Origin of the sequence: Actinomadura kijaniata NBRC 14229 (assembly GCF_001552175.1) — a bacterium.
Taxonomy (GTDB): domain Bacteria; phylum Actinomycetota; class Actinomycetes; order Streptosporangiales; family Streptosporangiaceae; genus Spirillospora; species Spirillospora kijaniata.
Genome location: NZ_BCQR01000181.1, coordinates 1 through 24,941 on the forward strand (window position 1 = coordinate 1; position 24,941 = coordinate 24,941).

At 74.1% G+C, this 24,941-nt stretch carries 20 protein-coding genes; 12 read left to right on the plus strand and 8 right to left on the minus strand.

Features of this window, described 5'->3' with window-relative positions:
- Nucleotides 1–83 precede the first annotated feature (83 nt).
- Nucleotides 84–710 carry a TetR/AcrR family transcriptional regulator gene (locus tag AKI01S_RS40285; protein ID WP_067830701.1) on the minus strand — a complete coding sequence of 209 codons (627 nt, stop codon included), beginning with the start codon at nucleotides 708–710 and terminating at the stop codon, nucleotides 84–86.
- A 103-nt stretch (nucleotides 711–813) separates the two neighbouring features.
- Between AKI01S_RS40285 and AKI01S_RS40290 the strand changes: the two genes are divergently transcribed.
- The 5 genes from AKI01S_RS40290 to AKI01S_RS40310 all read left to right on the plus strand — a co-directional run bounded on the left by AKI01S_RS40290 (nucleotide 814) and on the right by AKI01S_RS40310 (nucleotide 7,587).
- Nucleotides 814–1,818 carry a hypothetical protein gene (locus tag AKI01S_RS40290; protein WP_218010010.1) on the plus strand — a complete coding sequence of 335 codons (1,005 nt, stop codon included), beginning with the start codon at nucleotides 814–816 and terminating at the stop codon, nucleotides 1,816–1,818.
- A gap of 147 nt (nucleotides 1,819–1,965) precedes the next feature.
- The gene (locus AKI01S_RS40295) at nucleotides 1,966–2,991 is read left to right on the plus strand and encodes an ABC transporter permease (protein ID WP_067830704.1); all 1,026 of its coding nucleotides are present in this window, start codon (nucleotides 1,966–1,968) and stop codon (nucleotides 2,989–2,991) included.
- Complete coding sequence (locus AKI01S_RS40300; protein ID WP_067830707.1) at nucleotides 2,988–3,836, plus strand: ABC transporter permease; 849 nt, start codon at nucleotides 2,988–2,990, stop codon at nucleotides 3,834–3,836. Before AKI01S_RS40295 ends, AKI01S_RS40300 begins: the two co-directional genes overlap by 4 nt.
- On the plus strand, nucleotides 3,833–5,875 hold the full coding sequence (locus tag AKI01S_RS40305; RefSeq protein ID WP_067830710.1) for a dipeptide ABC transporter ATP-binding protein: 2,043 nt from the start codon (nucleotides 3,833–3,835) through the stop codon (nucleotides 5,873–5,875). Before AKI01S_RS40300 ends, AKI01S_RS40305 begins: the two co-directional genes overlap by 4 nt.
- Nucleotides 5,872–7,587: an ABC transporter family substrate-binding protein gene (locus AKI01S_RS40310; RefSeq protein ID WP_067830723.1), complete on the plus strand. Its 1,716-nt coding sequence runs from the start codon at nucleotides 5,872–5,874 to the stop codon at nucleotides 7,585–7,587. The genes AKI01S_RS40305 and AKI01S_RS40310 overlap by 4 nt, the downstream gene beginning before the upstream one ends.
- On the opposite strand, the gene AKI01S_RS40315 is transcribed toward AKI01S_RS40310, so the two are convergent.
- The 5 genes from AKI01S_RS40315 to aceB form a co-directional block, all read right to left on the minus strand.
- Nucleotides 7,584–8,291 carry a hypothetical protein gene (locus AKI01S_RS40315; protein WP_067830726.1) on the minus strand — a complete coding sequence of 236 codons (708 nt, stop codon included), beginning with the start codon at nucleotides 8,289–8,291 and terminating at the stop codon, nucleotides 7,584–7,586. The genes AKI01S_RS40310 and AKI01S_RS40315 overlap by 4 nt on opposite strands.
- A gap of 143 nt (nucleotides 8,292–8,434) precedes the next feature.
- A complete protein-coding gene (locus AKI01S_RS40320) occupies nucleotides 8,435–9,721 on the minus strand; it encodes a (Fe-S)-binding protein (RefSeq protein WP_067830729.1) in 1,287 nt (428 codons plus the stop codon).
- The gene (locus AKI01S_RS40325) at nucleotides 9,721–10,893 is read right to left on the minus strand and encodes an FAD-binding oxidoreductase (RefSeq protein WP_067830731.1); all 1,173 of its coding nucleotides are present in this window, start codon (nucleotides 10,891–10,893) and stop codon (nucleotides 9,721–9,723) included. The genes AKI01S_RS40320 and AKI01S_RS40325 overlap by 1 nt, the downstream gene beginning before the upstream one ends.
- Nucleotides 10,893–12,347 carry an FAD-linked oxidase C-terminal domain-containing protein gene (locus AKI01S_RS40330; protein WP_067830734.1) on the minus strand — a complete coding sequence of 485 codons (1,455 nt, stop codon included), beginning with the start codon at nucleotides 12,345–12,347 and terminating at the stop codon, nucleotides 10,893–10,895. The genes AKI01S_RS40325 and AKI01S_RS40330 overlap by 1 nt, the downstream gene beginning before the upstream one ends.
- Nucleotides 12,348–12,440: 93 nt before the next feature.
- On the minus strand, nucleotides 12,441–14,048 hold the full coding sequence (gene aceB / locus AKI01S_RS40335; RefSeq protein ID WP_067830737.1) for a malate synthase A: 1,608 nt from the start codon (nucleotides 14,046–14,048) through the stop codon (nucleotides 12,441–12,443).
- Nucleotides 14,049–14,267: 219 nt separating this feature from the next.
- Between aceB and hflX the strand changes: the two genes are divergently transcribed.
- The 5 genes from hflX (at nucleotide 14,268) to AKI01S_RS40360 (ending at nucleotide 21,869) form a co-directional block, all read left to right on the plus strand.
- A complete protein-coding gene (hflX, locus tag AKI01S_RS40340) occupies nucleotides 14,268–15,704 on the plus strand; it encodes a GTPase HflX (protein ID WP_067830739.1) in 1,437 nt (478 codons plus the stop codon).
- 508 nt (nucleotides 15,705–16,212) lie between these two features.
- On the plus strand, nucleotides 16,213–17,421 hold the full coding sequence (locus AKI01S_RS40345; protein WP_067830741.1) for an amidohydrolase family protein: 1,209 nt from the start codon (nucleotides 16,213–16,215) through the stop codon (nucleotides 17,419–17,421).
- Nucleotides 17,422–17,482: 61 nt separating this feature from the next.
- Entirely contained in the window at nucleotides 17,483–18,325 is an 843-nt protein-coding gene (locus tag AKI01S_RS40350; RefSeq protein ID WP_067830743.1) for a DegV family protein, read from the plus strand.
- A 65-nt stretch (nucleotides 18,326–18,390) separates the two neighbouring features.
- Nucleotides 18,391–19,230: a ComEA family DNA-binding protein gene (locus AKI01S_RS40355; RefSeq protein ID WP_084000731.1), complete on the plus strand. Its 840-nt coding sequence runs from the start codon at nucleotides 18,391–18,393 to the stop codon at nucleotides 19,228–19,230.
- 590 nt (nucleotides 19,231–19,820) lie between these two features.
- Entirely contained in the window at nucleotides 19,821–21,869 is a 2,049-nt protein-coding gene (locus AKI01S_RS40360) for a ComEC/Rec2 family competence protein (protein ID WP_245681983.1), read from the plus strand.
- Between the two features lie 6 nt (nucleotides 21,870–21,875).
- Here the strand turns inward: AKI01S_RS40360 and AKI01S_RS51300 are convergent, their stop codons facing one another.
- On the minus strand, nucleotides 21,876–22,040 hold the full coding sequence (locus AKI01S_RS51300; protein WP_157420504.1) for a hypothetical protein: 165 nt from the start codon (nucleotides 22,038–22,040) through the stop codon (nucleotides 21,876–21,878).
- Nucleotides 22,041–22,319: 279 nt separating this feature from the next.
- Here AKI01S_RS51300 and holA point away from each other — a divergent pair, with 279 nt between their 5' ends.
- Nucleotides 22,320–23,288: a DNA polymerase III subunit delta gene (gene holA, locus AKI01S_RS40365; RefSeq protein WP_245681984.1), complete on the plus strand. Its 969-nt coding sequence runs from the start codon at nucleotides 22,320–22,322 to the stop codon at nucleotides 23,286–23,288.
- On the opposite strand, the gene AKI01S_RS40370 is transcribed toward holA, so the two are convergent.
- Complete coding sequence (locus tag AKI01S_RS40370; protein ID WP_067830755.1) at nucleotides 23,289–24,674, minus strand: MFS transporter; 1,386 nt, start codon at nucleotides 24,672–24,674, stop codon at nucleotides 23,289–23,291.
- A 134-nt stretch (nucleotides 24,675–24,808) separates the two neighbouring features.
- On the opposite strand from AKI01S_RS40370, the gene AKI01S_RS49845 reads away from it, so the two are divergent.
- Nucleotides 24,809–24,941, plus strand: a 133-nt coding sequence (locus AKI01S_RS49845) for an Lrp/AsnC family transcriptional regulator (protein WP_157420505.1), incomplete at its 3' end; no start/stop codon positions are given.

A 24,941-nucleotide genomic window follows, 5' to 3' on the forward strand; every position in this document is an offset into this window, starting at 1 on the left:
CCCCGCCCTGGTGACCTGGGAACACGGCGGCCCCGCCCGGAGAACGCTCCGGGCGGGGCCGCCGCCCTGTCGGCGGGGACCGGTCAGGGGGCGGAGGCCACATCCGCGGAGGCGGTCAGGCTCTGCCGCACGAGGGTGCGCACGCCCACCCGGAACTCCTCGGGGGTCACGTCCCCGAGGAACAGCCGCTGGATCAGGAAGCCGGGCATCATCGCGAAGATCACCTTGCTCGTGGCCACCGGGTCGGTGCCGGCGGGCAGCATCCCCGCCGCGACGAGCCGCTCCACGTACCCGATCCACGACTCGCGCAGCGTCGTCATGTTCTCCTTGATGTAGGAGCGCAGGGCCGGGTCGTGCATCGCCAGCGACCAGGCGTGCGGGGCCATGTGGACCGGGCCGTCCTCCCCGCTCAGCAGGACGACCATCCGCGTGACCCGCTCGATCACCTCGTCCAGCGGGAGCGGCGGGTCGGCCGAGGTCAGATCCGTGATGAACCCGCGCATGTCGGTGAGGACCATCGACATGATCGCCTCGACGATCTCGCTCTTGCTCTTGAAGTAGCGGTAGACGGCCCCGGCCGACAGCCCGGACTCGGCGAAGATGTCCTGCATCGAGGTGTCGTGCACCCCCTTGCGGACGAAGCAGGCCCGGGCGGCGTCGAGGATCTGCTGGCGGCGGCGTTCCAGGTGCTCCGCGGAGACTCGTGGCATGCCCCCAAAGTAAAACGAACATTCGTTCTTGACAAGGTGGCCGGGTGGGGGGACGCTGGGGACATCAAAGAGAACGAACATCCGATTTTATTTGGAGGCCGTCGTGCACTCCGCGTCCCCACAGTCCGGCCCGTCACGGTCCACGCCCGCCCGGCGCGCGCTCGGCGTGGCCGTGGCCGCCGCGCTGCTGCAACTGCTGATGATCCTCGCGTTCGCCTGGCCCGCCGCCCGGACGGCCCCGCGTGACGTGCCGGTCGTGGTCGCCGGACCACAGGCCGCCGCCGTCGCGCAGCGCCTCGACCAGCAGCGTCCCGGCGCGTTCGCGATCGTCACGCGGCCCGACGAGGCCGCCGCCCGGCGCGCCCTCGCCGACCGCGAGGCCTACGGCGCGATCGTCACCACCCCCGCCGGGCCGCGCGTGCTGGTCGCCTCGGCGGCCTCGCCCGCCGTCGCCCAGCAGCTCACGGCGCTGGCCCAGCAGATGGCGGGGCAGGCCGCCGCGCCCGTCCAGGACGTGGTCGCCGCCGACCCCGACGACCCGCGCGGCGCGGCGTTCGGCGCGCTGGTGCTGCCGCTGATCATGTCGGGGCTGGCCGCCGCGGTCCTGCTGACGTTCGCCGTCGGGCCGCTGGCCTGGCGGGCCGCCGGGGTGGCCGTGTTCGCCGTGCTGGGCGGCCTGGGCTCCACCGCGCTCGCGCAGGGCTGGCTGTCGCTGCTGCCCGGCTCGTTCCTCGCCGTCGCCGGGGTCGTCACGCTGGCGCTGCTGGCGGTCAGCGGGTCCGTCATCGGTCTGGCCGCCGCGCTGGGCCGCGCCGGGATCGGCCTCGGCGGGCTGGTCCTGCTGCTGCTCGGCAACCCGCTGTCGGCCGCCGGCTCCGCGCCCGAGCTGCTGCCCGAGCCGTGGGGCGCGCTGGGGCAGGCGCTGCCGCCGGGCGCGGCCGTCACCCTGCTGCGGTCGGTGGCGTTCTTCGACGGGGCGGGCGCCGCCGCTCCGCTGACCGTGCTGGCCGTCTGGGCCGCCGCCGGGTTCGCTCTGCTGGGCGTCGGACGGCTGCGCGCCGGTCGCGCCGCCCCCGCCGAACGCGAGCCGGCCCTCGCGTCCTCCTGACCCGCCTCGTGCACGGTGACCTGCGCACTCTCCCGCGCAGGTCACCGTTCGGTCACTTTTGGTGAGCGCGTTTCCGTGTTTCCCCTGCGCCGACCGTCACCGACAAGTAGCATTCCGTGACTGTCCTGCGCGCGGGGGAGGGGGAGAATGGCGGGTTTCCTGCTGCGCCGGCTGGTCAACTACGCGGTGCTGGTGGTCCTGGCCGCCAGCCTCTCCTACCTGCTGGCCGCCAGCGCCCTCAAGCCCCGGGCCAACCTCGAGGACCGCAATCCCCGGCCCCCGGCCGCGGTCGTCGACGCCGAGCTGAACCGGCTCAACCTCAACGACCGCACGCCCCTCGCCGAGCGCTACCGCGTCTGGGCCGCCGGCGTCCTGCGCGGCGACTTCGGCCGCACCCTCCAGGGCGAGCCGGTCAACGACGAGCTGTGGCGGCGGCTGTGGGTCAGCGTCCGGCTGCTGACCTTCGGGACCGTCCTCGGCTGCGTGCTCGGGGTGCTGCTGGGCGCCTACGCCGCCGTCCGCCGCGACCGCCCCTCCGACCGGATCATCACCGCCGGGTCCTACCTGCTGCTGTCCACCCCGATCTTCGTGCTGGCGGTGCTGCTGCAGATCGGCGCGCAGAAGGTCAACGACACCACCGGCCTGCAGGTCTTCGAATGGGTCGGCGAGACCGCCCCCGGCTCGTCGGAGGGCACGTTCGGCCCGCTCGGCGGCCTCGGCGACCGGCTGCGGCACCTGCTGCTGCCGACGGCCGCCGTCGCCCTGGCGCAACTGGCGCTCTACAGCCGCTACCAGCGCGGCATGATGCTCGACGTCCTGAACGCCGACTTCGTCCGCACCGCCCGCGCCAAGGGCCTGCGCCACCGCGACGCGCTGCTGCGGCACGGCCTGCGCACCGCCCTGATCCCGATGACCACCTACTTCGCCTACACCTTCGGGCTGCTGCTGCTCGGCGGCATGTTCCTGGAGGAGATCTTCGGCTGGCACGGGATGGGCGAGTGGCTGGTCGAGTCCATCATCCGCGGCGACGTCAACGCGGTCGCCGCCGTCAACTGCTGCGCCGCCGCCGCGGTGCTGCTGGCCGGGCTGGTGTCGGACGTGCTGTACGGGGTGCTCGACCCGCGCGTGCGGACGAGCGGCACCACCTGGACGGCCCGGACGGGGCGCTCGTGAACCGGCCGGGCCGGACCCTGCGCGGCCTGGCGGCCAGCCGCCGCGTCGTCATCGGGGCGTCGCTGCTGGTGCTGCTGTTCCTGCTGGCGTTCGCCGGACCGTACCTCGCGCCGTGGGGCTGGGAGGACACCGACTTCACCGCGTTCCGGGAGCCGCCCTCGACGCGGCACTGGTTCGGCACCACCCAGAGCGGCCGCGACGTGTTCGCGCTCACCCTGCGCGGCATGCAGAAGTCCCTGGTCATCGGGCTGCTGGTGGCGGTGCTGTCGACCGCGCTGGCGGCGCTGGTCGGCATGGTCGCCGGATACCTCGGCGGCTGGCCGGACCGGCTGCTGATGTGGGGCGTGGACCTGCTGCTGGTGCTGCCGGCGTTCCTGGTGGTGGCGGTGCTGGCACCGTCGCTGGGGGGCGGCTGGCCACTGCTGGTGCTGCTGCTGGCGGCGTTCCTGTGGATGATCACCGCGCGGGTCGTGCGCGCCATGACGATCTCGCTGCGGGAACGCGAGTACGTCCTGGCCGCCCGGTTCGGCGGCGCCTCCACGCCCTGGATCATCCGGCGGCACATCCTGCCGCACCTGGCGTCGCTGCTGATCGTGGACGCCGGGCTGAACGTCAGCGTCGCGATCATGGCCGAGAGCGGGCTGTCCTACTTCGGGTTCGGGGTGCAGCCGCCCGACATCTCGCTGGGCACCCTGATCGCCGACGGGCACGGCACCGCCACCGCCTACCCGTGGCTGTCGGGGTTCGCCGCGGGGCTGCTGGTGCTCACCGTGCTGGCGGTCAACCTGCTCGGCGACGGCCTGCGCGACCTGCTCGACCCGACCCTGGAGAAGGGAACGCCGTGACCGTGCTGGAGGTCCGGGACCTGCGGGTGACCTATCCGCGGGGGGTGCGGGCCGTGCGCGGCGTGGACCTGTCGGTCGGCCGGGGCGAGGTCCTCGGCATCGTCGGCGAGTCCGGGTCGGGCAAGAGCGCCCTGGCGCTGGCGACGCTCGGCCTGCTGCCGCCCGGCACCCGCGTCGAGGGGTCGGTGCGGCTGCGCGGGCGGGAGCTGCTGGGCCGCTCCGACGCCGAGCTGTCGCGGGTGCGCGGCAAGGACCTGGCGATGGTGTTCCAGGACCCGCTGTCGGCGCTGACCCCCGTCCATCCCGTCGGCGACCAGATCGCCGAGACGATCCGGGTGCACGCGGGCGCGACCCGGCCGGCCGCCCGCGCCCGCGCCGTCGAGCTCCTCGAACTGGTCGGCATCCCCGACGCCGCCCGCCGCGCGCGGGCCTACCCGCACGAGTTCTCCGGCGGCATGCGGCAGCGCGTGATGATCGCGATGGCGATCGCCAACGACCCGGTCGCCATCGTCTGCGACGAGCCCACCACCGCGCTCGACGTCACCATCCAGGCGCAGGTGCTGGAGGTGCTGCGGACCGCCAAGGAGGCCACCGGCGCGGCCATCGTCCTGATCACCCACGATCTGGGGGTGGTCGCCGGGTTCGCCGACCGGGTCATGGTCATGTACGCCGGCCGCGCCGTGGAGACCGGCCCCGTCGCCGAGGTCTACGCCCGGCCCCGCATGCCCTACACGATCGGGCTGCTCCAGTCGCTGCCGCGCATCGAGCCCGACGCGCCCCGGCCGGTGCCGATCGACGGCGCGGGCGGGATCTCCACGGGCGGCTTCCCGGCGACCGGATGCCCGTTCGCGCCGCGCTGCCCCGTCGCCGTGTCCCGCTGCGCCGACACCGAGCCCCCTCCGGTGCCGGTCGGGACGCCCGCCCACACCGCCGCCTGCGTCAACCTCGACGCCACCGGCGACCCCGCGCGGGTGTTCCCGGCGCCCGCGCCCCCGCCCGCCCCGCCCGTCGTGCCGCGCCACGAACGTCCCGCCGTGCTGGAGGTCGAGGGCCTGGTCCGCCACCATCCCCTGTACCGGGGCACGGTCCTGCGCCGCCGCAACGGCACGGTGCGCGCGGTGGACGGCGTCTCGTTCGACGTGCGCGCGGGCGAGACGCTGGGCCTGGTCGGGGAGTCGGGCTGCGGCAAGACCACCGCGCTGATGGAGATCCTGCGGCTGACCCGGCCGCAGCGCGGGACCGTCCGGCTGTTCGGCCGCGACACCGCCGCGCTCACGGCCGCCGAACGCAAGGCGCTGCGCCGCGACGTGCAGGTGGTGTTCCAGGACCCGTTCGCCTCGCTGGACCCGCGCATGCGCGTCGCCGAGATCCTGGCCGAACCGCTGCTCGTGCACGGCGTTCCCCGGGCCCGGATCGACGCGCGCGTCCGGGAGCTGCTGGCGCTGGTCGGCCTGGACCCCGCGCACGCGGCCCGCCACCCGCACGGGCTGTCGGGCGGCCAGCGGCAGCGCGTGGGGATCGCCCGCGCCCTGGCGCTGGAGCCGCGCCTGCTGCTGCTGGACGAGCCGGTCGCCTCCCTCGACGTGTCCGTGCAGGCCGGGATCATGGCCCTGCTGGAGGAGCTGCGGGCCCGGCTGGGTCTGGCGTACCTGTTCGTCGCGCACGACCTGGCGGTGGTGCGGCTGCTGGCCGACCGGGTCGCGGTGATGTACCGGGGGCGGATCGTCGAGATCGGGCCGGTCGCCGACGTCTACGGCGCGCCCGTCCACCCCTACACGCGGGCGCTGCTGGACGCCGTCCCCCGGCCCGACCCGCACCGGGAACGGCGGCGGCGGCCCGCGCCGCTGCCCGGCGACCCGCCCGACCCGTCCGAGCAGCCGCGCGGATGCCGGTTCCGGGCCCGGTGCCCGAGCTACGCGGCGTCCGCCGACGCCGCGTGGCGGACGCTGTGCGAGACCGACGAACCGCGGCCGCGTCCCGTCCCGGAGGGGACCGGACGCCTGGTCGCCTGCCACCATCCGGAGGGGGGACGCCCGTGAGGGCGCGCCGTGTTCTTTCCCTGCTGCTGGCGGGCGCGGTGCTCGCCGGGGCGGGATGCAGCGACGCGGGGACCGAGCCGCCCCCGACGGGGACGCTGCCGGTCTCCGACGTCAACCCCACGTCCCGCGACCGGATCCGCACCGGCGGCACGCTGCGCTGGCCGCTGCCGGAGTTCCCCGTGCAGTGGAACTTCCACCACATCAACGGCAGCCGGGGCGTCGTCGAGCAGGTCGTCCAGGGCGTGCTGCCCTCGCTGATGCGGTCGGACGCCAAGGGCGTGCCGCACCCGGTCCCCGCCTACCTGGAGTCGGCCGAGGTCACCCGCACCAGGCCACGGCAGGTCGTCACCTACCGGCTCAACCCGCGCGCCCGCTGGTCGGACGGCCGCCCGATCGGGCTGCGCGACTTCGCCTCCCAGGCGCGGGCGCTGTCGGGCCGCGACCGGCGCTTCCAGGTCTCCACCGTCACCGGCTACGGGCAGATCGCGCGGGTGGAGAAGGGCGACCGCGCGCACGAGGTCCGGGTGGTGTTCCGGCGGCCCTACGCCGACTGGCGCAGCCTGTTCAGCCCGCTGTACCCGGCCGGGACCTGCGACGACCCCGAGACGTTCAACAACGGGTGGCTGGGGCGGGTGCCGGTGTCGGCCGGGCCGTTCCGCGTCGCCGCCGTCGACCGGACCGCCGAGACCGTCACGCTGGAGCGCGACCCGGGCTGGTGGGGACGGCCCGCCAAGCTCGACCGGATCGTGTTCCGGGCGATGGACACGAGCGCGATGCCCGGCGCGTTCGCCAACGACGAGATCGACCTGATGGACATCGGCGTGGACGCGGCGGCGCTGCGCCGGGTGGAGAACGTGCGCGGCGCGGTGGTGCGGCGGGCGGGCGGCCCGGACTGGCGGCACTTCACCCTCAACGCCGCCGGGCCGGTCCTGTCGGACGCGCGGGTGCGGCGCGCGGTGATGATGGGCATCGACCGGCGCGCCATCGCCCGCAGCGACCTGGCCGACCTCGGCTGGCCGGTGCAGACCCTCGGCAACCACTTCTTCGTCAACACCCAGGAGGGGTACCGCGACAACTCCGGCGAGCTGGGCCGCTACGACCCCGAACGCGCGGCGCGGCTGCTGGACGAGGCGGGCTGGCGGCTCGCCGGCGACCACCGCGTCAAGGACGGCCGCACGCTGGCGCTGCGGTTCGTGGTGCCGTCCGGGGTGCCCGGCAGCAAGCAGGAGGGCGAGCTGGCGCGGGCGCTGCTGGCGCGCATCGGCGTCCGCGTCGACATCGAGACGGTCCCGACCGACGACCTGTTCGACCGGTACGTCACGCCCGGCGACTTCGACATCGTGCCGTTCTCGTGGCTGGGCACCGCGTTCCCGCTGTCGCCGCTGCGGTCGGTGTTCGCCCGCCCGCGCGGCGAGGACATCCAGCAGAACTACTCGCGGCTCGGCACCCCCGAGATCGACGCGGCGATGGACCGCGCCATCACCGAGCTGGACCCGGCCCGGGCGCGGCGCCTGGTCAACGAGGCCGACCGGCTGATCTGGCGGCTGGCGACGGTGCTGCCGCTCTACCAGCGCCCGCAGATCGTCGCGACCCGGGGCGGGCTGGCCAACCTGGGCGCGGGCGGCTTCCAGGAGATCGCCTACGAGGACATCGGCTTCACCGGGCCGAGCGCCCAGGGGCGCGGCCCCGCGCGGGCGCCCGGGGGCTTCTAGGGGAAGGCGACCTCGATGCCCTTGCGTTCGGGGGTGTAGCGGGCGTCCCACACGTACAGCCGGATGTCGCCGGCCTCCAGGCCGTCCTTGACCGGCAGGTCGGTGGCGACCCGCACCAGGTAGGACGCCCCGCCCGGGATCATGGTGTCGGCGCCGTCGCGGAACGGCGGCCTGCTGCCGTCCAGCCGCGCGAGGACCTTGCTGTGGTTGGGCAGCGTGCACATGTGGGAGGGGACGCCCGCCTGGGGCATGCAGCGCTCCTTCGCCCCGTCGGGCACCTGCGAGGCGGGGACGAACAGGTCGGCGGCCGAGACGTTGGGCAGCAGCGCCGGGCGGCGCCCGGTGTTGGTGAGCACGTAGTCGGCGTAGGCGAACGTCTTCCCGTCCGCGGTGGCCTCGCTGGTGGCCAGCGGCTTCTCGTCGGTCCCGGCCTTGACGGCGGCCAGCCCGTACCCGTAGCCCTCGGGGGTGGTGAGGCTCAGCACCGGACCGGTCGGCGGCGCGGCGGTCGCGCTGGGGGTCGCGGCCTCGCCGCCGCCGGCCTGGCCGATTGCGGTGCCGGTCCGCCGGTCGTCGGGGCGCATGAGCACGATGCCCGCCGCCACCGCGGCGATGCCGACGGCCCCGGTGAGGGCGCCGGCGAGACCGAGCCGTCCGGCCTTGCTCTTCTTGCGGCGGCGGTGTGAACGGTAGCTGTTGGACATGCTCTTTTCCTGGGCTCGCGGGTGCCTCTCCGACCTCGGTAAGGGCGCCCTTGCCCTTTGGGGCGAAAACGATACAACACGTCCCGATCGGCCGTCGTCGGGTCCCGCGGGCGACGGAAGCGGCGCTTCCCCCGGCGCGGCTTTCACGATAGGGGCGTGCGGAACCCGTCCGGACCGAGCCCCCGCAGGGAGGCGTCCAGGATCTCGGCGGTGTGCGCGACGGCCATCGGCGCGCCCTGGCGCCCCAGCGCGTCCGCGATCTGCATGACGCAGCCGGGATTGGCCGCGACCAGCACGTCCGCGCCGGTCGCGCGCACGTTGGCGGCCTTGCGGTCGCCGAGTTCGGCGGCGGGTCCGGGCTGCAGGAGGTTGTAGGTCCCGGCCGAACCGCAGCACACGTCGGGGTCGGCGATCTCCCGGACGGTCAGCTCGGGGATGCCCGCCAGCAGCGCGCGGGGCTGGCTCCGGACGCCCTGGGCGTGGGCGAGATGGCAGGCGTCGTGGTAGGCGACGGTGACCGGAAGTGGCCGACGGGGCGCGCGGGGCCCGAGCTCCACGAGGTACTCGGCGAGGTCGCGGGTCCGGGCCGACAGCGCCTCGGCGCGCGCGGCCCAGGCGGGGTCGTCGGCGAGCAGGCGCGCGTACTCCTTCATGGAGGAGCCGCAGCCCGCCGCGTTGACGACGATGACGTCCACGTTCTCGAACGTCTCGATCGTGCGGCGCGCGAAGCGCCGGGCCTCGTCCTCGCGGCCCGAGTGCAGCGACAGCGCGCCGCAGCAGCCCTGGTTCCGCGGGATGACGACGTCGCAGCCCTCCATGGCCAGGACGCGGGCGGTGGCGGCGTTGACGCCGGGGAAGAACTCGCGCTGCACGCAGCCGGTGAGCATCCCGACGGTGGCGCGGCGCCCGCCGCGCGCGGAGACGCGTTCGGGCAGGCGGGGCGCCCTGCCGAGGGGCGGGGCGAGGCGTTCCATCGCGGCCAGGGACGGGGAGAGGCGCTCCAGGACGCCGGTGCGGCGCACCACCTTGTCCAGGCCGCTCCTCTGGTAGAGGCGCAGCGGGCCGCGCAGGGCGCGCAGGCGCCTCGGGTAGGGGAAGAGGCCGAAGACGGCCCTGCGGAGCGCCCGGTCGGCGGCGGAATGCGGATGCTCGCGTTCGACCTCGGCGCGGGTCAGCTCGATGAGTCGGTCGTACTGGACGCCCGAGGGGCATGCCGTCACGCACGCCATGCAGCCCAGGCACGCGTCGAAGTGCTGGACCATCGCGGGGCTGAGCGGTTCGCCCCGCTGGTGCTGCTGCATCAGGTGGATCCGGCCGCGCGGGGAGTCCATCTCCTCGCCCCACAGGACGTAGGTGGGGCAGGTGGGCAGGCAGAACCCGCAGTGGACGCAGTCTCCCAGCAGCTTCGGCAGTTCCTCTGGGGCGCTCATCAGATTCCTCCCACGAAGCGGCCGGGGGACAGGCGGTGGTCGGGGTCGAACTGGTCCTTCACGCGCCGCATCAGCGACAGCGCGGGGACCGGCCCCCACACGTCGAGCGCGTCGCGGACCGGCTCGGGCGCGTAGCGGACGACGGCGGTGTGGGCGGCGCGCAGCTCGTTCACCGTCTCGGTGACCTGCTCGGGTCCGGCCTCCAGCCCCAGGAGGCCGTGGCCGGACGCGCTCCAGGTCGCCGCGCCGGTGAGCCAGGAGGCGCGCGCGAGCGCGGCGGGCGGGGCGGTGATCTCGACGAGGGTGGTGCCGTCGGGGTAGCGGCCCCACCATTCCGGCGGCTCCTCGGCGACGTCCGCGCCGCCGAGCAGGGACGAGACGCGGTCGGCGCGGGCGGGGACGCCCGCCGCGACCCCCTCCACCATGACGCAGACCTCGATCCCGCCGGGCGCCGCGGCGCACTCGACGGCGGCGGGCACCACGGGGGAGTGCAGCACCGCCTGGACCGCCTCGTGCGCGGCGGCGGCGTCGGGCAGCACGGCCGAGACGTAGGCGGTGGCCTCGCAGACCGGGTGCAGCCGGAACGTGGCCTCCACGATCAGGCCGAGCGTGCCCCACGATCCGGCGAACAGGCGGCCCAGGTCGTATCCGGCGACGTTCTTGACGACCTTGCCGCCGGAACGGGCGATCTTCCCGTCGGCGCGCACGACGGTGAGACCGATGACCAGGTCGCGGGGGGCGCCGTAGAGCAGGCGGCGGGGTCCGGCGGCGGCGGTGGCGATCGTTCCGCCGACCGAGGAGGCGAAGATCGGGCAGTCCAGGGACAACCGCTGCCCGTGCGCGGCGACCTCGGCGTTGATCTTCTCGATCGGCGTTCCGGCCTCGGCGCTCACCACCAGGTCGCCCGCGGCGTGCTCGACGATCCGGTCCATCCGGTGGGTGTCGAGCAGCAGGTCGCAGCGTTGCGGCGGCAGGCCCCAGTCCAGGCGGGTCTCCATGCCGCGCGCGATGACCGCCAGCCCGTGCTCGGCGGCCGCGCGCATCGTCTCGGCGGCCTCGGCGACGCCGGCCGGCGCGGCCACGAACCGGGGCAGGACGCCGAGCACGCCCTCCTCGGGGTAGGCGGGGCGGACGTCGGAGCAGACCTTGGCCAGCGCGTCGATGGGCTTCATCAGAACAGGTCCGCCTTTCCCTGCTCGACCAGAGGGTGCACGCCCTTGCGGACGCCGGGGGCCTCGCCGCACAGCCGGGGCGTGGGGAACACCTTGCCGGGGTTGCACAATCCGGCCGGGTCGAAGCCGCAGCGCACCATCTGCATGGTGTCCAGGTCGGTGTCGGTGAACATGCGCGGCATGTAACGGGACTTGTCCACGCCCACACCGTGCTCGCCGGTGATGGACCCGCCGTGCTCGATGCACAGGTCCAGGATCGCGCCGGAGACCTCCTCGGCGCGTTCGGTCGCGCCCGGCTCGGCGTCGTCGAACAGCACCAGCGGGTGCAGGTTGCCGTCCCCGGCGTGGAAGACGTTGGCGACGCGGACGCCGGACTCGGCCGACAGGGCGTCGATGCGGGCCAGCACCTTCGGCAGGGACGTGCGCGGGATGACGCCGTCCTGCACCAGGTAGGCGGGGGAGATGCGGCCCACGGCGGCGAACGCCGACCTGCGGCCCCGCCAGATCAGGGCCCGTTCGGCGTCGCCGGCGGCGATGCGGACCTCGAACGCGCCCGCCGCGCGGCACAACCGTTCCACCTCGGCGAACTGGTGGGCCACCTCGCTGCCCGGCCCGTCCAGCTCGACGATCAGCACCGCCCCGGCGCCCGGCGGGTACCCGCAGCGCACGGCCGCCTCGGCGGCCTCGATGGACAGCGCGTCCATCATCTCGACCGCGGCCGGGACGACGCCCGCGCCGATGATCGCCGAGACGGCCGCGCCGCCGGACTCGATCGAGTCGAACGCCGCCAGCAGCGTCTGCACCGTCTCGGGCAGCCGCGTCAGCCGCACCGTGATCCTCGTGGTGATGCCGAGGGTGCCCTCCGCGCCGACGAACACGCCCAGCAGGTCGTAGCCGGGGCCGCCCGCGGTCAGCTCGACGATCTCCCCGTCGGGGGTGACGACCTCGCAGGCCAGCACGTGGTGGGCGGTGAAGCCGTACTTCAGGCAGTGCGCGCCGCCGGAGTTCTCGGCGACGTTGCCGCCGACCGAGCAGACCTGCTGGCTGGAGGGGTCGGGCGCGAAGTGGTAGCCCTGGTCGCGGACCGCGCGGGTGACGTCCAGGTTGATGACGCCGGGTTCGACGACCGCGCGCTGGTTGGGGATGTCGATGTCGAGGATGCGGCGCATCCGCGACGTCACGATCAGGACGCCGTCGGTGCGGGGGAGCGCGCCGCCCGACAGGCCCGTCCCCGAGCCGCGCGCCACGTACGGCACGCCCTCGGCGACGCAGGCCCGCACGACGGCGGCGACCTGCTCGGCGGTGCCGGGCAGCACCACGACGCCGGGGGTGGCGCGGTGGCTGGTCAGCCCGTCGCACTCGTAGGTGCGCAGCCGCACCGGATCGGTGATCACAGAGTCGGCGCCCAGCAGCGCCGTGAACCGTTCGGCCAGCCTCGTCAGCGCTTCGCCCATACCCCCACCCTTCCACTCCGGAGCGCCGGGAACGAGTGCGCGCCGGCCGTCCCGGAGGCTGTTCCCGGGACGGCCGACGCGGATCGGGCGGGCTTACGGGAAGTGGACGTAGGCCGGGGTGGTCAGGAACTCCTGGTACTCGTCGGCCAGGGTGACCTGCTTGAACAGCTCCACGGCCTCGTTGTAGCGGGGCTCGTTGAACGCCTCGCCCAGCTCGGCGCGGATCTTGCCCAGCTCCTCGTCGAGCAGCTGCTCCACCCACTCCTTGGTGATCTTCTGGCCCTCCTTGGTGGAGACCCCGTTGTAGATCCACTGCCAGACCTGGGAGCGGGAGATCTCGGCGGTGGCGGCGTCCTCCATCAGGTTGTGGATCGCGACCGCGCCCGAGCCGTTCAGCCAGGCGGCCAGGTAGCGCAGCGCCACGTCGATGTTGTTGCGCAGCCCCGCCTCGGTGATGTCGCCGGGGGTGGCCTTGACGTTGAGCAGGTCGGAGGCCGAGACCCGGACCTCCTCGCGCAGCCGGTCGCGCTGGTTGGGCTTGTCGCCGAGCACGCCGTCGAACACCTCGCGGCAGACCGGGACCAGGTCGGGGTGGGCGACCCAGGAGCCGTCGAACCCGTCGGTGGCCTCGCGGGTCTTGTCGGCGCGGACCTTCTCGAAGGCGACCTTGTTCACCTCGGCGTCCCTGCGGGACGGGATGAACGCCGCCATGCCGCCGATCGCGTGCGCGCCGCGCTTGTGGCAGGTGCGCACCAGCAGCTCGGTGTAGGCGCGCATGAACGGCGCCGTCATGGTGATCGCGTTGCGCTCGGGCAGGAGGAAGTCGGCGCCCCGGTCGCGGAACTTCTTGATCACCGAGAACAGGTAGTCCCAGCGGCCCGCGTTCAGCCCGGCCGAGTGGTCGCGCAGCTCGTAGAGGATCTCCTCCATCTCGAACGCGGCCGGGATCGTCTCGATCAGCACGGTGGCGCGGATGGTGCCGCGCGGGATCTCCAGGTGGTCCTGGGCCAGGTTGAAGGCGTCGTTCCAGAGGCGGGCCTCCAGGTGCGACTCCATCTTCGGCAGGTAGAAGTACGGGCCCTTGCCCTTCTCCAGCTGGCGGCGCGCGCAGTGGAAGAAGTAGAGGCCGAAGTCGAACAGCGAACCCGACATCGGCTCGCCGTCGACCAGCAGGTGCTTCTCCTCCATGTGCCAGCCGCGCGGGCGGACCACGATGGTGGCCAGCTCGCCGTCGTCCTTGAGCGCGTAGGACTTGCCGGAGCGGGAGTCGGTGAAGTCGATGGTGCGGTCGAGGGCGTCGCGCAGGTTGAGCTGGCCCTCGATCATGTTGTTCCACAGCGGGGTGTTGGCGTCCTCGAAGTCGGCCAGCCACACCTTGGCGCCCGAGTTGAGAGCGTTGATCGTCATCTTCCGGTCGGTCGGACCGGTGATCTCCACCCGGCGGTCCTCCAGGCCCGGCGCGGGCGGGGCGACCCGCCAGGAGTCGTCGGAGCGGACCTCGGCGGTCTCGGGGAGGAAGTCGAGCGTGCCGCCCCCCGACAGCCTGCGCTGCCGCTCGGCGCGGGCCGCCAGCAGCTCCTTGCGACGGCCGCCCAGCTCGCGCTGCAGAAGGGCGAGGAGAGCGAGCGCCTCGGGCGTCAGGATCTCGTCGTACCGCTCGTTGAGGGGGCCAGCGATCTCGACCCCTTCGAGTGCAGCCATCGGCCTGCCCTTTCGTCTAGCGAAATTCGACTTCTGGTGTGTGGAGAACGCTACTCGCGGGTACCGTTCCCGGTCAAAGCGGGTCCCGCGTGAGGTGCGTCAACGTCCTGGAACCGGGCATGCCCGAGGTGGCGAGGGGATAATCGAATGCCTCCGGACCCGGGGGCGTGAGACGATCCCGGGGAAGACACGGCCGCCCCGCGGCGTTCTAGAGGACATATGACTGCACCTTTTTCTGAAGACCAGACTCCGGACCCGTTCGACGGCTTCGACGAGCCGATGACCGGAGAGCTCGACCTCGAGGAACGCCGGGCACTGCGCCGCGTCGCGGGCCTGTCCACCGAACTCGAGGACGTCACCGAGGTCGAGTACCGCTCCCTCCGCCTGGAGCGGGTCGTCCTGGTAGGTGTGTGGACGGAGGGGACGGCCGAGGAGGCCGAGAACTCCCTCCGCGAACTCGCGCTGCTCGCCGAGACCGCCGGCTCGCAGGTCCTGGAGGGCCTGATCCAGCGCCGGCAGCGGCCCGACCCGGCCACCTACATCGGCTCGGGCAAGGCCGCCGAGCTGCGCGACATCGTCATCGCCACCGGCGCCGACACCGTCATCTGCGACGGCGAGCTGGCCCCCAGCCAGCTGCGGCACCTGGAGGAGACCGTCCGCGTCAAGGTGATCGACCGGACCGCGCTGATCCTGGACATCTTCGCCCAGCACGCCAAGAGCCGCGAGGGCAAGGCCCAGGTCGAACTGGCCCAGCTCGACTACCTGCTGCCCCGCCTGCGCGGCTGGGGTGGCAACCTGTCGCGCCAGGTCGGCGGCCGCGCGGCGGGCGGCGTCGGCATCGGCGGCCGCGGCCCCGGTGAGACCAAGATCGAGCTGGACCGGCGGCGGATCCGGTCCCGCATGGCCAAGCTGCGCCGCCAGATCGAGGAGATGGCCAAGTCGCGCGAGACCAAGCGCGGCGAGCGGCGGCGCAACGCCGTCCCGGCCGTCGCCATCGCGGGCTACACCAACGCGGGCAAGTCCTCGCTGCTCAACCGGCTGACCGGCGCGGGCGTCCTGGTGGAGAACGCGCTGTTCGCCACGCTGGACCCGACCGTCCGCAGGACCGAGACGCCCGGCGGGCGCGCCTACACCCTGGCCGACACCGTCGGGTTCGTCCGGCACCTGCCGCACCAGCTGGTGGAGGCGTTCCGCTCCACGCTGGAGGAGGTCGCCGACGCGGGCCTCGTCCTGCACGTGGTGGACGGCTCCGACCCCGACCCCGAGGCTCAGATCGACGCGGTGCGCGAGGTGTTCCGCGAGATCGGGGCGGACCGGGTGCCCGAGATCATCGTGATCAACAAGGCGGACGCCGCCGACGAGATGGCCCTCGCCCGGCTGCGCCGCCGCGAGCCCAACAGCATCGTCGTCTCGGCCCGCACCGGCGCCGGGATCACCGAGCTGCGGCAGATGATCGAGGAGCAGCTGCCCGGCCTGGAGGCCGAGGTGAAGGTCCTGCTGCCCTACGACCGCGGCGACCTGGTCGCCCAGATCCACGAGCGCGGCGAGGTCGCCGAGCAGGAGCACCTCGCCGAGGGCACCCTGCTGCGCGCCCGCGTCCCCACCGACCTGGCGGGCGAGCTGGCCCCGTTCGAGGCCCTCACCCCGACCAGCTGAACCACCCGGACGCCGGACCGCGCCCCGTTCAGGGCACGGTCCGGCGTCGCGGTGGTCGCCGAACGGTGACACCTTCCCCATTCCGCTTGACGCGCCTGGCGGATTCCGTACGGTCTTATGACTAAGGGGCGGGGTGATGACGGCGATGCTGAACGACCGGATATTCCATGGTTTATTAGCGGCTCTGCGCGCTTTGTCCGGTTGTCGTCAGGTGCTGACCTGAGCGAACGAAGCCTCCGTGCCGCGCCGCGCGCACCGGGGACAGGAAACTGTTTCCGGGATGTCCGTGTTCGTCGGCTAGAGGTTGTCGGCCGGGCCTTCAGTGCACTACCGTGACGAAACCGATATCTGCGGTTCCGTTGCCCAAGGTGGTCGGCCGACCACCGTCCCCCTCCAACGGTGAACCGCCGGCACCCAGTCGGCGTTGCGGATCGAGAGCAGGTGGCCTTCTCCATGGCGTCCGGTACAGCGGCCTGCGCCGCTTCGTCCCATCCTGGTCGGTGACCCTATGACGGTACGGCTGTTGACGAACATCGGCAGGCTCTGGACGGGCACCGACGTCTGCAGCAACGCCGCCGTCCTCATCCACGACGACCGGATCGTCTGGGCGGGGCCCGCCTCGGACCTGCCCCAGAGCGTCCCGGGCGTCATCGACGACATCGTCGACGTCGACCACGTGGAGAACCTCGGCGGCGGACTGGTCACCCCCGGGCTGATCGACGCCCACTCCCATCCCGTCTACGCCGGGAACCGCTGGGCCGAGCTCGCCATGCGCACCTCCGGGTCGTCCCACTCGGCGATCGCGGCGGCGGGCGGCGGCGTCAACTCCACCGTCACGCGCGGCACCGACCCGTGGACCCTGTGCAACGGCGTCCGCGAGCGCCTGCGCCAGTGGATCCTCGCCGGGACCACCACCGTCGAGGCCAAGACCGGCTACCACCTCACCCGCGACGGCGAACTCGCCGACATCCGGCTGCTGCGCTCCCTGGAGGGCGAGCCGTCGATGCCGCGCATCCACGCCACGTTCCTGGCCGCGCACATCCTGCCGCCGGAGTTCTTCGGCCGCCGCCGCGACTACATCGAGGCCGTCCGCCTGTGGGCGGGCGACGCCGCGGCCGCCGGGGCCGACTCCATCGACGTGTACTGCGACGAGGGCCACTTCACCGCCGAGGAGGCCCGCATCCTCCTGCTCACCGGCAAACGCGCCGGCCTGAAGGCCCGCATGCACGCCTGCGCCAACGAGCGCATCGGCGCCGCGCAGGTGGCGGCCGAGGTCGGCTGCGCCTCCGCCGACCTGCTCACCCAGGCCAACGACGACGACATCAAGGCGCTGGCGCACGCGGGCGTCACCGCCACCGTCTGCCCCGGCAGCGCCCTCAACTCCTCCCGCCCGCCCGCGCCGGTCCGCCAGATGCTGGAACGCGGCGTGACCGTCGCCCTCGGCACCGACCACAACCCCGGCCAGTGCGGCATCACCTCGATGCCGCTGGTCATCGGCCTGTCGGTGGCGATGTACGGCCTGTCGGTCACCGAGGCGCTGCGCGCGGCGACCCTCGGCGGCGCGGCGGCGCTCCGCGTGGGCGACCGGGGCTCGCTGGCACCCGGGATGATGGCCGACATCGTGCTGTGGGACGCCGACCACGAGGGGGCGTTCGCGTGGGCGTTCGGGCTGCGCGCGCTGCGGGTGTGGCGCGGTGGGGTGCCCGTCCAGGCCTGATTTCACCGCCCTGTCACAACACTGACATCGGCCGCGTCAGCCCGAGGAGTACCTTCGCCCTATGAGCCCGGTCGCGGTCGTCACGGATTCCACCTCCTACCTCCCGTCCGACCTCGCCGCACGGCACGGCCTCACGGTGGTGCCCCTGCAGATCGCCGTCGGCGGCACGGTGCGCGACGAGGACGACATCACCACGGCCGAGACGGCGCGGGCCCTCAAGGAGTGGCACCCCGTCACGACCTCGCGCCCGTCCCCCGAACGCTTCGCCCACGCCTACAAGGAGGCGGCCGGAGCGGGGGCGTCGGCGATCGTGTCGGTCCACCTATCCTCCCTGATGTCCGGCACGGTGGAGGCGGCCCGCCTGGCGGCGGAGGACGCGCCCGTCCCCGTGCACGTGGTGGACAGCCGGACGATCGGCCTGGGCCTCGGCCTGGCCGCCCTCACGGCCGCGGCCGCCGCCCTGGACGGAGAACCGGTGTCCGCGGTGGTGTCGGCCGCGGAGGACCGCGCCGCCGCGACGCGTTCCCTGTTCTACGTCGACACCCTTGAGCACCTGCGCCGGGGCGGCCGCATCGGGGCGGCGGCGACGCTGCTCGGCTCGGCCCTGATGGTGAAGCCGCTGCTGGGCATCACCGACGGGAAGATCACCCCGCTGGAGAAGGTGCGCACGTCGTCCCGGGCGCTGGCCCGCCTGGAGGAGCTGGCCGTGGCACGGGCCGGGGACCGGCGCGTCGACCTGGGGATCCAGCACCTGGCGGCGGCCTCCCGCGCCGAGGCCCTGGCCTCCCGCCTGCGCGAGCGCATCCCGAACGTGGCCGACGTCTACGTGGGCGAGGTGGGCCCGGTGATCGGGGCGCACGTCGGCCCGGGGATGCTGGGCGTGGTCGTCGCGCCGCACGCCTGACGAAGTTATCCACAGATCGGTCACCTCCCTGTCGCGGAGCGTCACCGCTTTCCTACGGTCGAGGCATGACCCCGACCGACAAGCAGCCGCTCTTTCCGCCGCCGGTGCCCCAGGCCCCGCCCGCGGCGCGCTTACGTTCGGGCCCCACCGGCCCCGACCACGCTGAGCCGCCCTCGCGCAGGCAGCGCATCCCGGCCGCCGAGGACGCGGCCCCGAAGCGGAGACTGCGCCTGCCCATGACGGAGGACCTGGATCCCGGCGTGGGCGGCGCGAGGGTGCTGGTCATCGTCGGGGTGATCGCGGTGCTGGCGGCGGGCGGCTACCTGTGGCTGGCCCGCCCCACCCCGGAACCGGTCCCCGCACCGGCGACCGCGTTCCCGACCCCGGCGACCGCACTTCCGGCCCCGGCGGCCGCGCTCCCGCCGGCAGGGGCCCCCTCGTCTCCCACGGCCGAGATCGTGGTCCACGTGTTCGGCAAGGTGAAGACGCCGGGCATCGTGACCCTGCCCGCCGGGTCGAGGGTCAGCGACGCGATCGAGGCGGCCGGGGGAGTCCGCCCCGGAACCGGGACGGGCGCGTTGAACCTGGCCCGCAAGGTGCAGGACGGCGAGCAGATCGCGGTGGGGGTGCCACCCCCCGATCCCCGCGCGGCGGGCAGCGCCCCCGCCGCGCCCACCGAGGGCGGTCCGGGCACCACGCCGCCCAACGGAGGCGGTCCCCTGGACCTCAACGCCGCGACGGCCGCCCAACTCGACGCGTTGCCCGGCGTCGGCCCGGTGCTGGCCCAGCGGATCGTCGACTACCGCACCCAGAACGGCGGCTTCCGCTCGGTCGACCAGCTCCAGGAGGTCACGGGCATCGGCGCGAAACGCTTCACCGAACTGAAGGCGATGGTCCGCGTATGAACGAGACCCCCGAGAAGGGCCACGACCTGCGCCTGGTGGCCCCCGCGGCGGCGACCTGGCTGACCGCGTCCCTGACCCTCGGCGTAGGCGCGCTTCCCTCCCTCCTTCTGGCATGCGCCATGGCGACAGCGGCCGTACCCCTACTGGCAAAACCACGACGCGGCTCCCCACACCCCCACCCGCCGCGCCCCCGGAGACCATTCCACGAAGACCACACTTCGAGAAGCAGGACGGAGCAGCCCGACGAGCCCGTCTCCGGAACACCACAGCCAACGGAAACACCAGGGAGAGCGAGGACGTGTTCGGGGAGCCGGGAGACGGCAGGAGAACGGGAAACGGAACGTGAGCCGGCAGAACCGCGGAGGAGGGAAGTTCGGCATGACGTTGAGGAGACACAGGGGGACAAGGAAACGCGGGAGCCGTGGGGAACGGCGGGCGAACCGAATGGGTCACGTGGTGGGAGGTTTCGGTGGTGCGGGGCGAGGCGGGGCGGGGTGTGGTGGAGGACGGTCGGGTGGCGCGGGGTGGGTGGGGTGGTGCTGGTGTGTGCGGCGGCTTCGGCGGCGGGGGTCGGGCTTCGGGTCTGGGCGGTGGAGAGCGGGCCCGTTCGAGCGCTGGCCGAGCGGGGCGGGAGGGCGGCCGTCGAGGTCGTGGTGAGCGGCGATCCGCAGGTCAAGGGCGGCGCGGGGCGGAAGGTCGTCGTGGTGCGGGCTCGGGCGGAAGGCGTTTGGCGGCACGGGCGGCGGGTCGGCGTCCGGGTGCCGGTGCTGGTCATCGCGGGCGACCGGCGGTGGGAGAGGCTGACCCCCGGGCAGCGGGTCAAGGCCAGCGGACGGTTCGGGGAGCCGCGTAAGGCCGAGTTGCTGGCGGCCGTGGTCGTGGTGCGCGGGCCGCCGACGCTCCAGGGGGAGCCGCCCGCCACGCAGCGGGCCGCCGAGCACGTCCGGGAACGGCTGCGCCAGGCCGTCGCGCGGCTGCCGCCCGACCGGCGCGCCGTGCTGCCCGGCATGGTCGTCGGGGACACCTCGCGGCTCGACCCCCGGCTGGCGGAGGAGTTCCGGGAGTCGGGACTCAGCCACCTGCTGGTCGTGTCGGGGGCCAACCTCGCGATCGTGATCGGCGCGGTGCTCGGCCTGTGCCGTCTGGCGGGGCTGGGCCGCCGGTGCGCGCCGCCGCTGGCGGTCTGCGCGGTCGCGGCGTTCGTGCTGGTGGCGCGGCCCGAGCCGAGCGTCCTGCGCGCCACGGTCATGGGGGTCATCGGGCTGCTGGCGTTCTTCACCGGGCGGCGGCGCCAGGGGATCCCGGCGCTCGGCGCGGCCGTCGTCCTGCTGGTGCTGGCGGACCCGACGCTCGCCCGGTCCTACGGGTTCGCGCTGTCGGTGCTGGCCACGGCGGGGCTGCTGGTGCTGGCCCCGGCGTGGCGGGAACGGCTCCGCGCCCGCCTGCCGGGGCCGGTCGCCGACGCCCTCGCCGTCGCGGCCGCCGCGCAGATCGCCGTCGCCCCGGTGCTGGTGATGCTCTCCGGGGAGATCGGCGTCGTCGCCGTGGCCGCGAACCTCCTCGCGGCGCCCGCCGTGGCTCCCGCCACGCTGCTGGGTGCGGCGAGCGCGGTGACGGCGCTGTTCTCGGTGCCGTTGGCGCAGTGGACGGTGTGGCCCGCCGGGCTGGCCGTGGGCTGGATCATCGGGGTGGCCCGCACCGCCGCCGCGCTGCCGTACGCCACCGTGCCCTGGCACGCGGGCGGGCTGGGCGCGGTGTCGCTGGTGGCGGCCGGTGCCGTGGCCGTTCTCGTGCTGCGCTCCCGGCGGTGGCGGCTGGTCGTCGCGGCCGCCATGGGCGGCGTGCTGGTCGCGGTGGTCGTGCTGCGGGTGATCGCGCCGGGCTGGCCGCCGCCGGGCTGGCAGATGGTGGCGTGCGACGTCGGGCAGGGCGACGCCCTCGCGCTGGCGGCGGGACCGGGCCGGGCGGTGGTCGTGGACGCGGGTCCCGACCCGCGCGCGGTGGACGGCTGCCTGGACCGCCTCGGCGTCCGCGAGGTGCCCCTCCTGGCGATCACCCATCCGCACGCCGACCACCTGGACGGCATGCCGGGCGTCCGCGACGGCCGCGCGGTGCGCCTCGTCCTGACGACACCGCGCACGTCCGGCCGCGAGGCGCGGTTCGCCGCGGGGACGCCCGTCCGCACCGCCGAGGCCGGGCAGCGCTGGGACATCGGCGACCTCTCGCTGACCGTGCTGGGACCGTTGTCCAACGGCCCGCGCCTGACCCCCGCCGACGACGGCGGCACCATCAACAACGCCAGCCTGGTCCTGGTGGCCCGCCGCCCCGGGTTCAGCGCGCTGCTCGCCGGAGACGTCGAGACCGAGGCCCAGCGCGCCCTCACGGGAAGCGTGCCGCAGGTGAACGTCCTGAAGGTGCCCCACCACGGCTCCCGAACCCAGGACCCCGCCTTCCTGGCGGCGGCCCGCGCCCCCATCGCCCTGATCTCGGCCGGAAAGGACAACGACTATGGCCACCCTTCCGCGACCACCCTGACCCTGCTCCGCCGCCTCGGCGCCCGCATCCACCGCACCGACCACTCCGGCGACATCGCGATAACCCGCACCCACGGCGGCCTGTCCACCATCCACCGCAACTAACACCCCTCAGAGCGACCCCACGTCATCCGATCCGGTGCCGTAGCGATGATCCGCACGTGTGGTGGCTTGGTCGTCGGTCATCGCGGCTGACGGTCCCTGGCAGATCTTCGCGCTGTTCGGTCCGGCGTCGTGGCGATGACCCGCACGCGAGGTGGCCTGGTTGTTGTCCACCGCAGCTGACGCTCCTGGGGCGGTTTCCGCTCGTCCGTTCTGCCTGGCCGAGGTCGTGGTGGTGGCCCGTGGGCGTGACGGGTCGGGGCTGTTCGCGTGGTCGGCCGGTTTGGGCGGGTGGCTTCTGTGTGGTTGGGCGGGTTGGTTCGCTGGTCGTCGTGGATGGCTGTGTCTCGGGGGCGGTCGTCGGGGTTCGGGGTGGGGACTTCGGGGTGCTTTGTTCGGGTGGGCGGCTGGGCTTTGGTCCGGGGAAGAGTGGGGGCGTGGCATGCTGCTGGGGTGGCGGTGGATCCTCTTACCCTCGTTGTCGGAGACGAAGAGCTGCTCGTGGAGCGGGCGGTCGGTGACGTCGTCGCCGCCGTCCGGTCTCAGGATCCCGAGATCGAGGTCATCGATCTGGTGCCCGGCGGGATGGAGCCCGGGCGGCTGGCCGAGCTGACCTCGCCGTCGCTGTTCGGCGGCGGCAAGGTCGTCGTGATCCGGTCGGCGCAGGACCTCGGCAAGGATCTGATCGCCGAGGTCCTCAGGTACGCCAAGGACCCGGCCCCCGACGTCGCCCTGGTCGCCGTGCACCCCGGCGGGGTCAAGGGCAAGGCGCTGGTGGAGGGGCTCGCCAAGGCGGGGGCGCGGAAGATCTCCTGTCCGAAAATCACCAAGGCGGGGGAGCGGATCGACTTCCTGCGGGCCGAGTTCCGGCGGCACGGCGGGAAGATCTCGGCGGACGGCGCCCGCACCCTGGCCGAGGCCGTCGGAAACGATCTGCGCGAGCTCGCCGCCGCCGCCAGCCAGCTGGTCGCCGACACCGGCGGCAAGGTCGATGACGCCGCCATCGCCCGCTACTACAAGGGGCGGGCCGAGGTCAGCGGGTTCGCGGTGGCCGACAAGGCCATCGAGGGGCAGCTCGCCGAGGCCCTGGAGCAGCTGCGCTGGGCCCTGGCCACCGGTGTCGCGCCCGTGCTGATCGTGAGCGCGCTCGCCCAGGGGGTGCGGGGGCTCGCCAAGGTCGGCGGCGCCCCGCGCGGGGCCGGCGCGGCGGCGCTGGCCAAGGACCTCGGCATGCCGCCCTGGAAGATCGAACGCGTCCAGAAGCAGTTGCGCGGCTGGTCCGGTGACGGCGTCGCCAGGGCGCTGACGGCGGTCGCCACCGCGGACGCCGCGGTCAAGGGCGCCGCCGCCGATCCCGCCTACGCCCTGGAGAAGGCCGTCTCCGACATCGTCGCCGCGCGGTCCGCGCGCTCCGCGTACTGATCAGCGGCGCTCGCGCGCGGTCATGAACGCGCCCGCCGCGGCCGTGGCGGCGACCATCCCCGTGGCGCACCAGAACGTCAGGCGGATCGCGTGCGCGGCGGAGTGGGCGGCCAGCGCGTGCAGGAACACCCGGCCGAGCAGCGCGGTGCCCAGCGTGCCGCCGAACTGCTGGACGGCGTTCAGCAGCCCCGCCGCCGAGCCCGTCTCGTGCGGCCGCACACGGGACAGGGCCGTGGTGAAGAACGCCGGTGTGAACAGCCCGCTCCCGACACCGCACAGGGCCAGCGCCACGAGCCGCCATTCCCGGGACGCGTCGTAGACCGCCACGGCGGTGAGCAGCCCGAGCAGCAGCACCGCGAGACCCGCGAACATCACCCGTGACCCGTGACGGGGGACCAGCCGCGTCCCGGCGACCCAGGACGCGGCCGCGAGGCCGCACGACCAGGGGAGCAGGGTCAGCCCGGCGGCGAGCACGCCGCCGCCGTGTCCCAGCTGGACGTGGAGGGCGATCACCAGCGTCAGGCCGGTCGTCAGCGCGAAGAACAGCGTCGAGGTCGCCAGCGCGGCCGGGAAGCCGCGGTCGCGGAACAGGCTCGGCTCCACCAGGGAGCCGAGACCGCGACGCGCCCGGGCCCGCTGGTGGAACGCGAACGCCGCCAGCGCCCCCGCGCCGAGCGGCAGCGGCCAGAGCCCGGCGCCCTGCTGGATGAGGGGGTACACCACCAGGCCCGTCCCCGACGCCGCCAGCACCGCCCCCGGCAGGTCCAGGCGCGGCGGCCGCGGCGCCCGGTCCTCGCGCAGCAGCGGGGCCAGCGCCAGCACGGCGACGGCCGGCGGCACGTTGAGCAGGAACGCCGCCCGCCACGACGACCCGAACAGGTCCGCATGGGTGATCACCGCGCCGAGCACCGGCCCGCACACCGCCGTCAGCCCCATCACCGGGCCGATGGTGCCCATCGCCCGCGCCAGCTCGCGCCCGTCGAACATCACCCGGATCAGCCCGATCGTCTGCGGGATGGCCAGCGCGGCGGCGGCGCCCTGCACCGCGCGCGCCGCGATCAGCGCGCCCGGGCCGGTGGCCAGCGCGCAGGCCGTCGAGGCCAGCGCGAACGCGCCCGTCCCCACGACGAACATCCGCCGCCGCCCGGCCAGGTCGCCCAGCCGCCCGCCGACCAGCAGCAGCACCGCGAACGGCAGCGTGTACGCCGCGCCGAACCACTGCACGTCCGACACCGCGCCCCCGAGGTCGGCGTGCACGACCGGCGCGGCGACCGTCACCACCGTCGCGTCCAGCAGGTTCATCGCCTCGGCGGTCAGCAGCGCGGCCAGCGCGACCCACCGCCACCGATGGACGGTCCCCGTCCCGACGGCCTCTCGCACGGACATCGCATCCCCCTTCTTCCGGCGGCCGGACCCTCCGGCCGGAACCAGGCTGGGGCGGGCCTCCGCACCTGTTCCACCTGGCGGGGGATACTGGGGGATTCGTTCCTTCAACAAAGCTCTGATCAAGGAATCGGCTCATGCTGGACGAGATCGATCGCGGGCTGGTGCACGCCCTGCACCTGGACGGGCGGGCCTCGTTCGGCCGGATCGCCGAGGTGCTCGGCGTCTCCACCCAGACCGTGACCCGCCGCTACCGGCGGCTGCGCGCCG

Bases quoted from the DNA above. Each gene is read 5' to 3' on its own strand.
- AKI01S_RS40330 (WP_067830734.1), bottom strand. From the start codon at position 12,347: ATGGGCGAAGCGCTGACGAGGCTGGCCGAACGGTTCACGGCGCTGCTG.
- AKI01S_RS40320 (WP_067830729.1), bottom strand. From the start codon at position 9,721: ATGAGCGCCCCAGAGGAACTGCCGAAGCTGCTGGGAGACTGCGTCCAC.
- AKI01S_RS40355 (WP_084000731.1), top strand. From the start codon at position 18,391: ATGACCCCGACCGACAAGCAGCCGCTCTTTCCGCCGCCGGTGCCCCAG.
- AKI01S_RS40315 (WP_067830726.1), bottom strand. From the start codon at position 8,291: ATGTCCAACAGCTACCGTTCACACCGCCGCCGCAAGAAGAGCAAGGCC.
- AKI01S_RS40345 (WP_067830741.1), top strand. From the start codon at position 16,213: ATGACGGTACGGCTGTTGACGAACATCGGCAGGCTCTGGACGGGCACC.
- AKI01S_RS40350 (WP_067830743.1), top strand. From the start codon at position 17,483: ATGAGCCCGGTCGCGGTCGTCACGGATTCCACCTCCTACCTCCCGTCC.
- AKI01S_RS40285 (WP_067830701.1), bottom strand. From the start codon at position 710: ATGCCACGAGTCTCCGCGGAGCACCTGGAACGCCGCCGCCAGCAGATC.
- aceB (WP_067830737.1), bottom strand. From the start codon at position 14,048: ATGGCTGCACTCGAAGGGGTCGAGATCGCTGGCCCCCTCAACGAGCGG.
- hflX (WP_067830739.1), top strand. From the start codon at position 14,268: ATGACTGCACCTTTTTCTGAAGACCAGACTCCGGACCCGTTCGACGGC.
- AKI01S_RS40325 (WP_067830731.1), bottom strand. From the start codon at position 10,893: ATGAAGCCCATCGACGCGCTGGCCAAGGTCTGCTCCGACGTCCGCCCC.
- AKI01S_RS40295 (WP_067830704.1), top strand. From the start codon at position 1,966: ATGGCGGGTTTCCTGCTGCGCCGGCTGGTCAACTACGCGGTGCTGGTG.
- AKI01S_RS40370 (WP_067830755.1), bottom strand. From the start codon at position 24,674: ATGTCCGTGCGAGAGGCCGTCGGGACGGGGACCGTCCATCGGTGGCGG.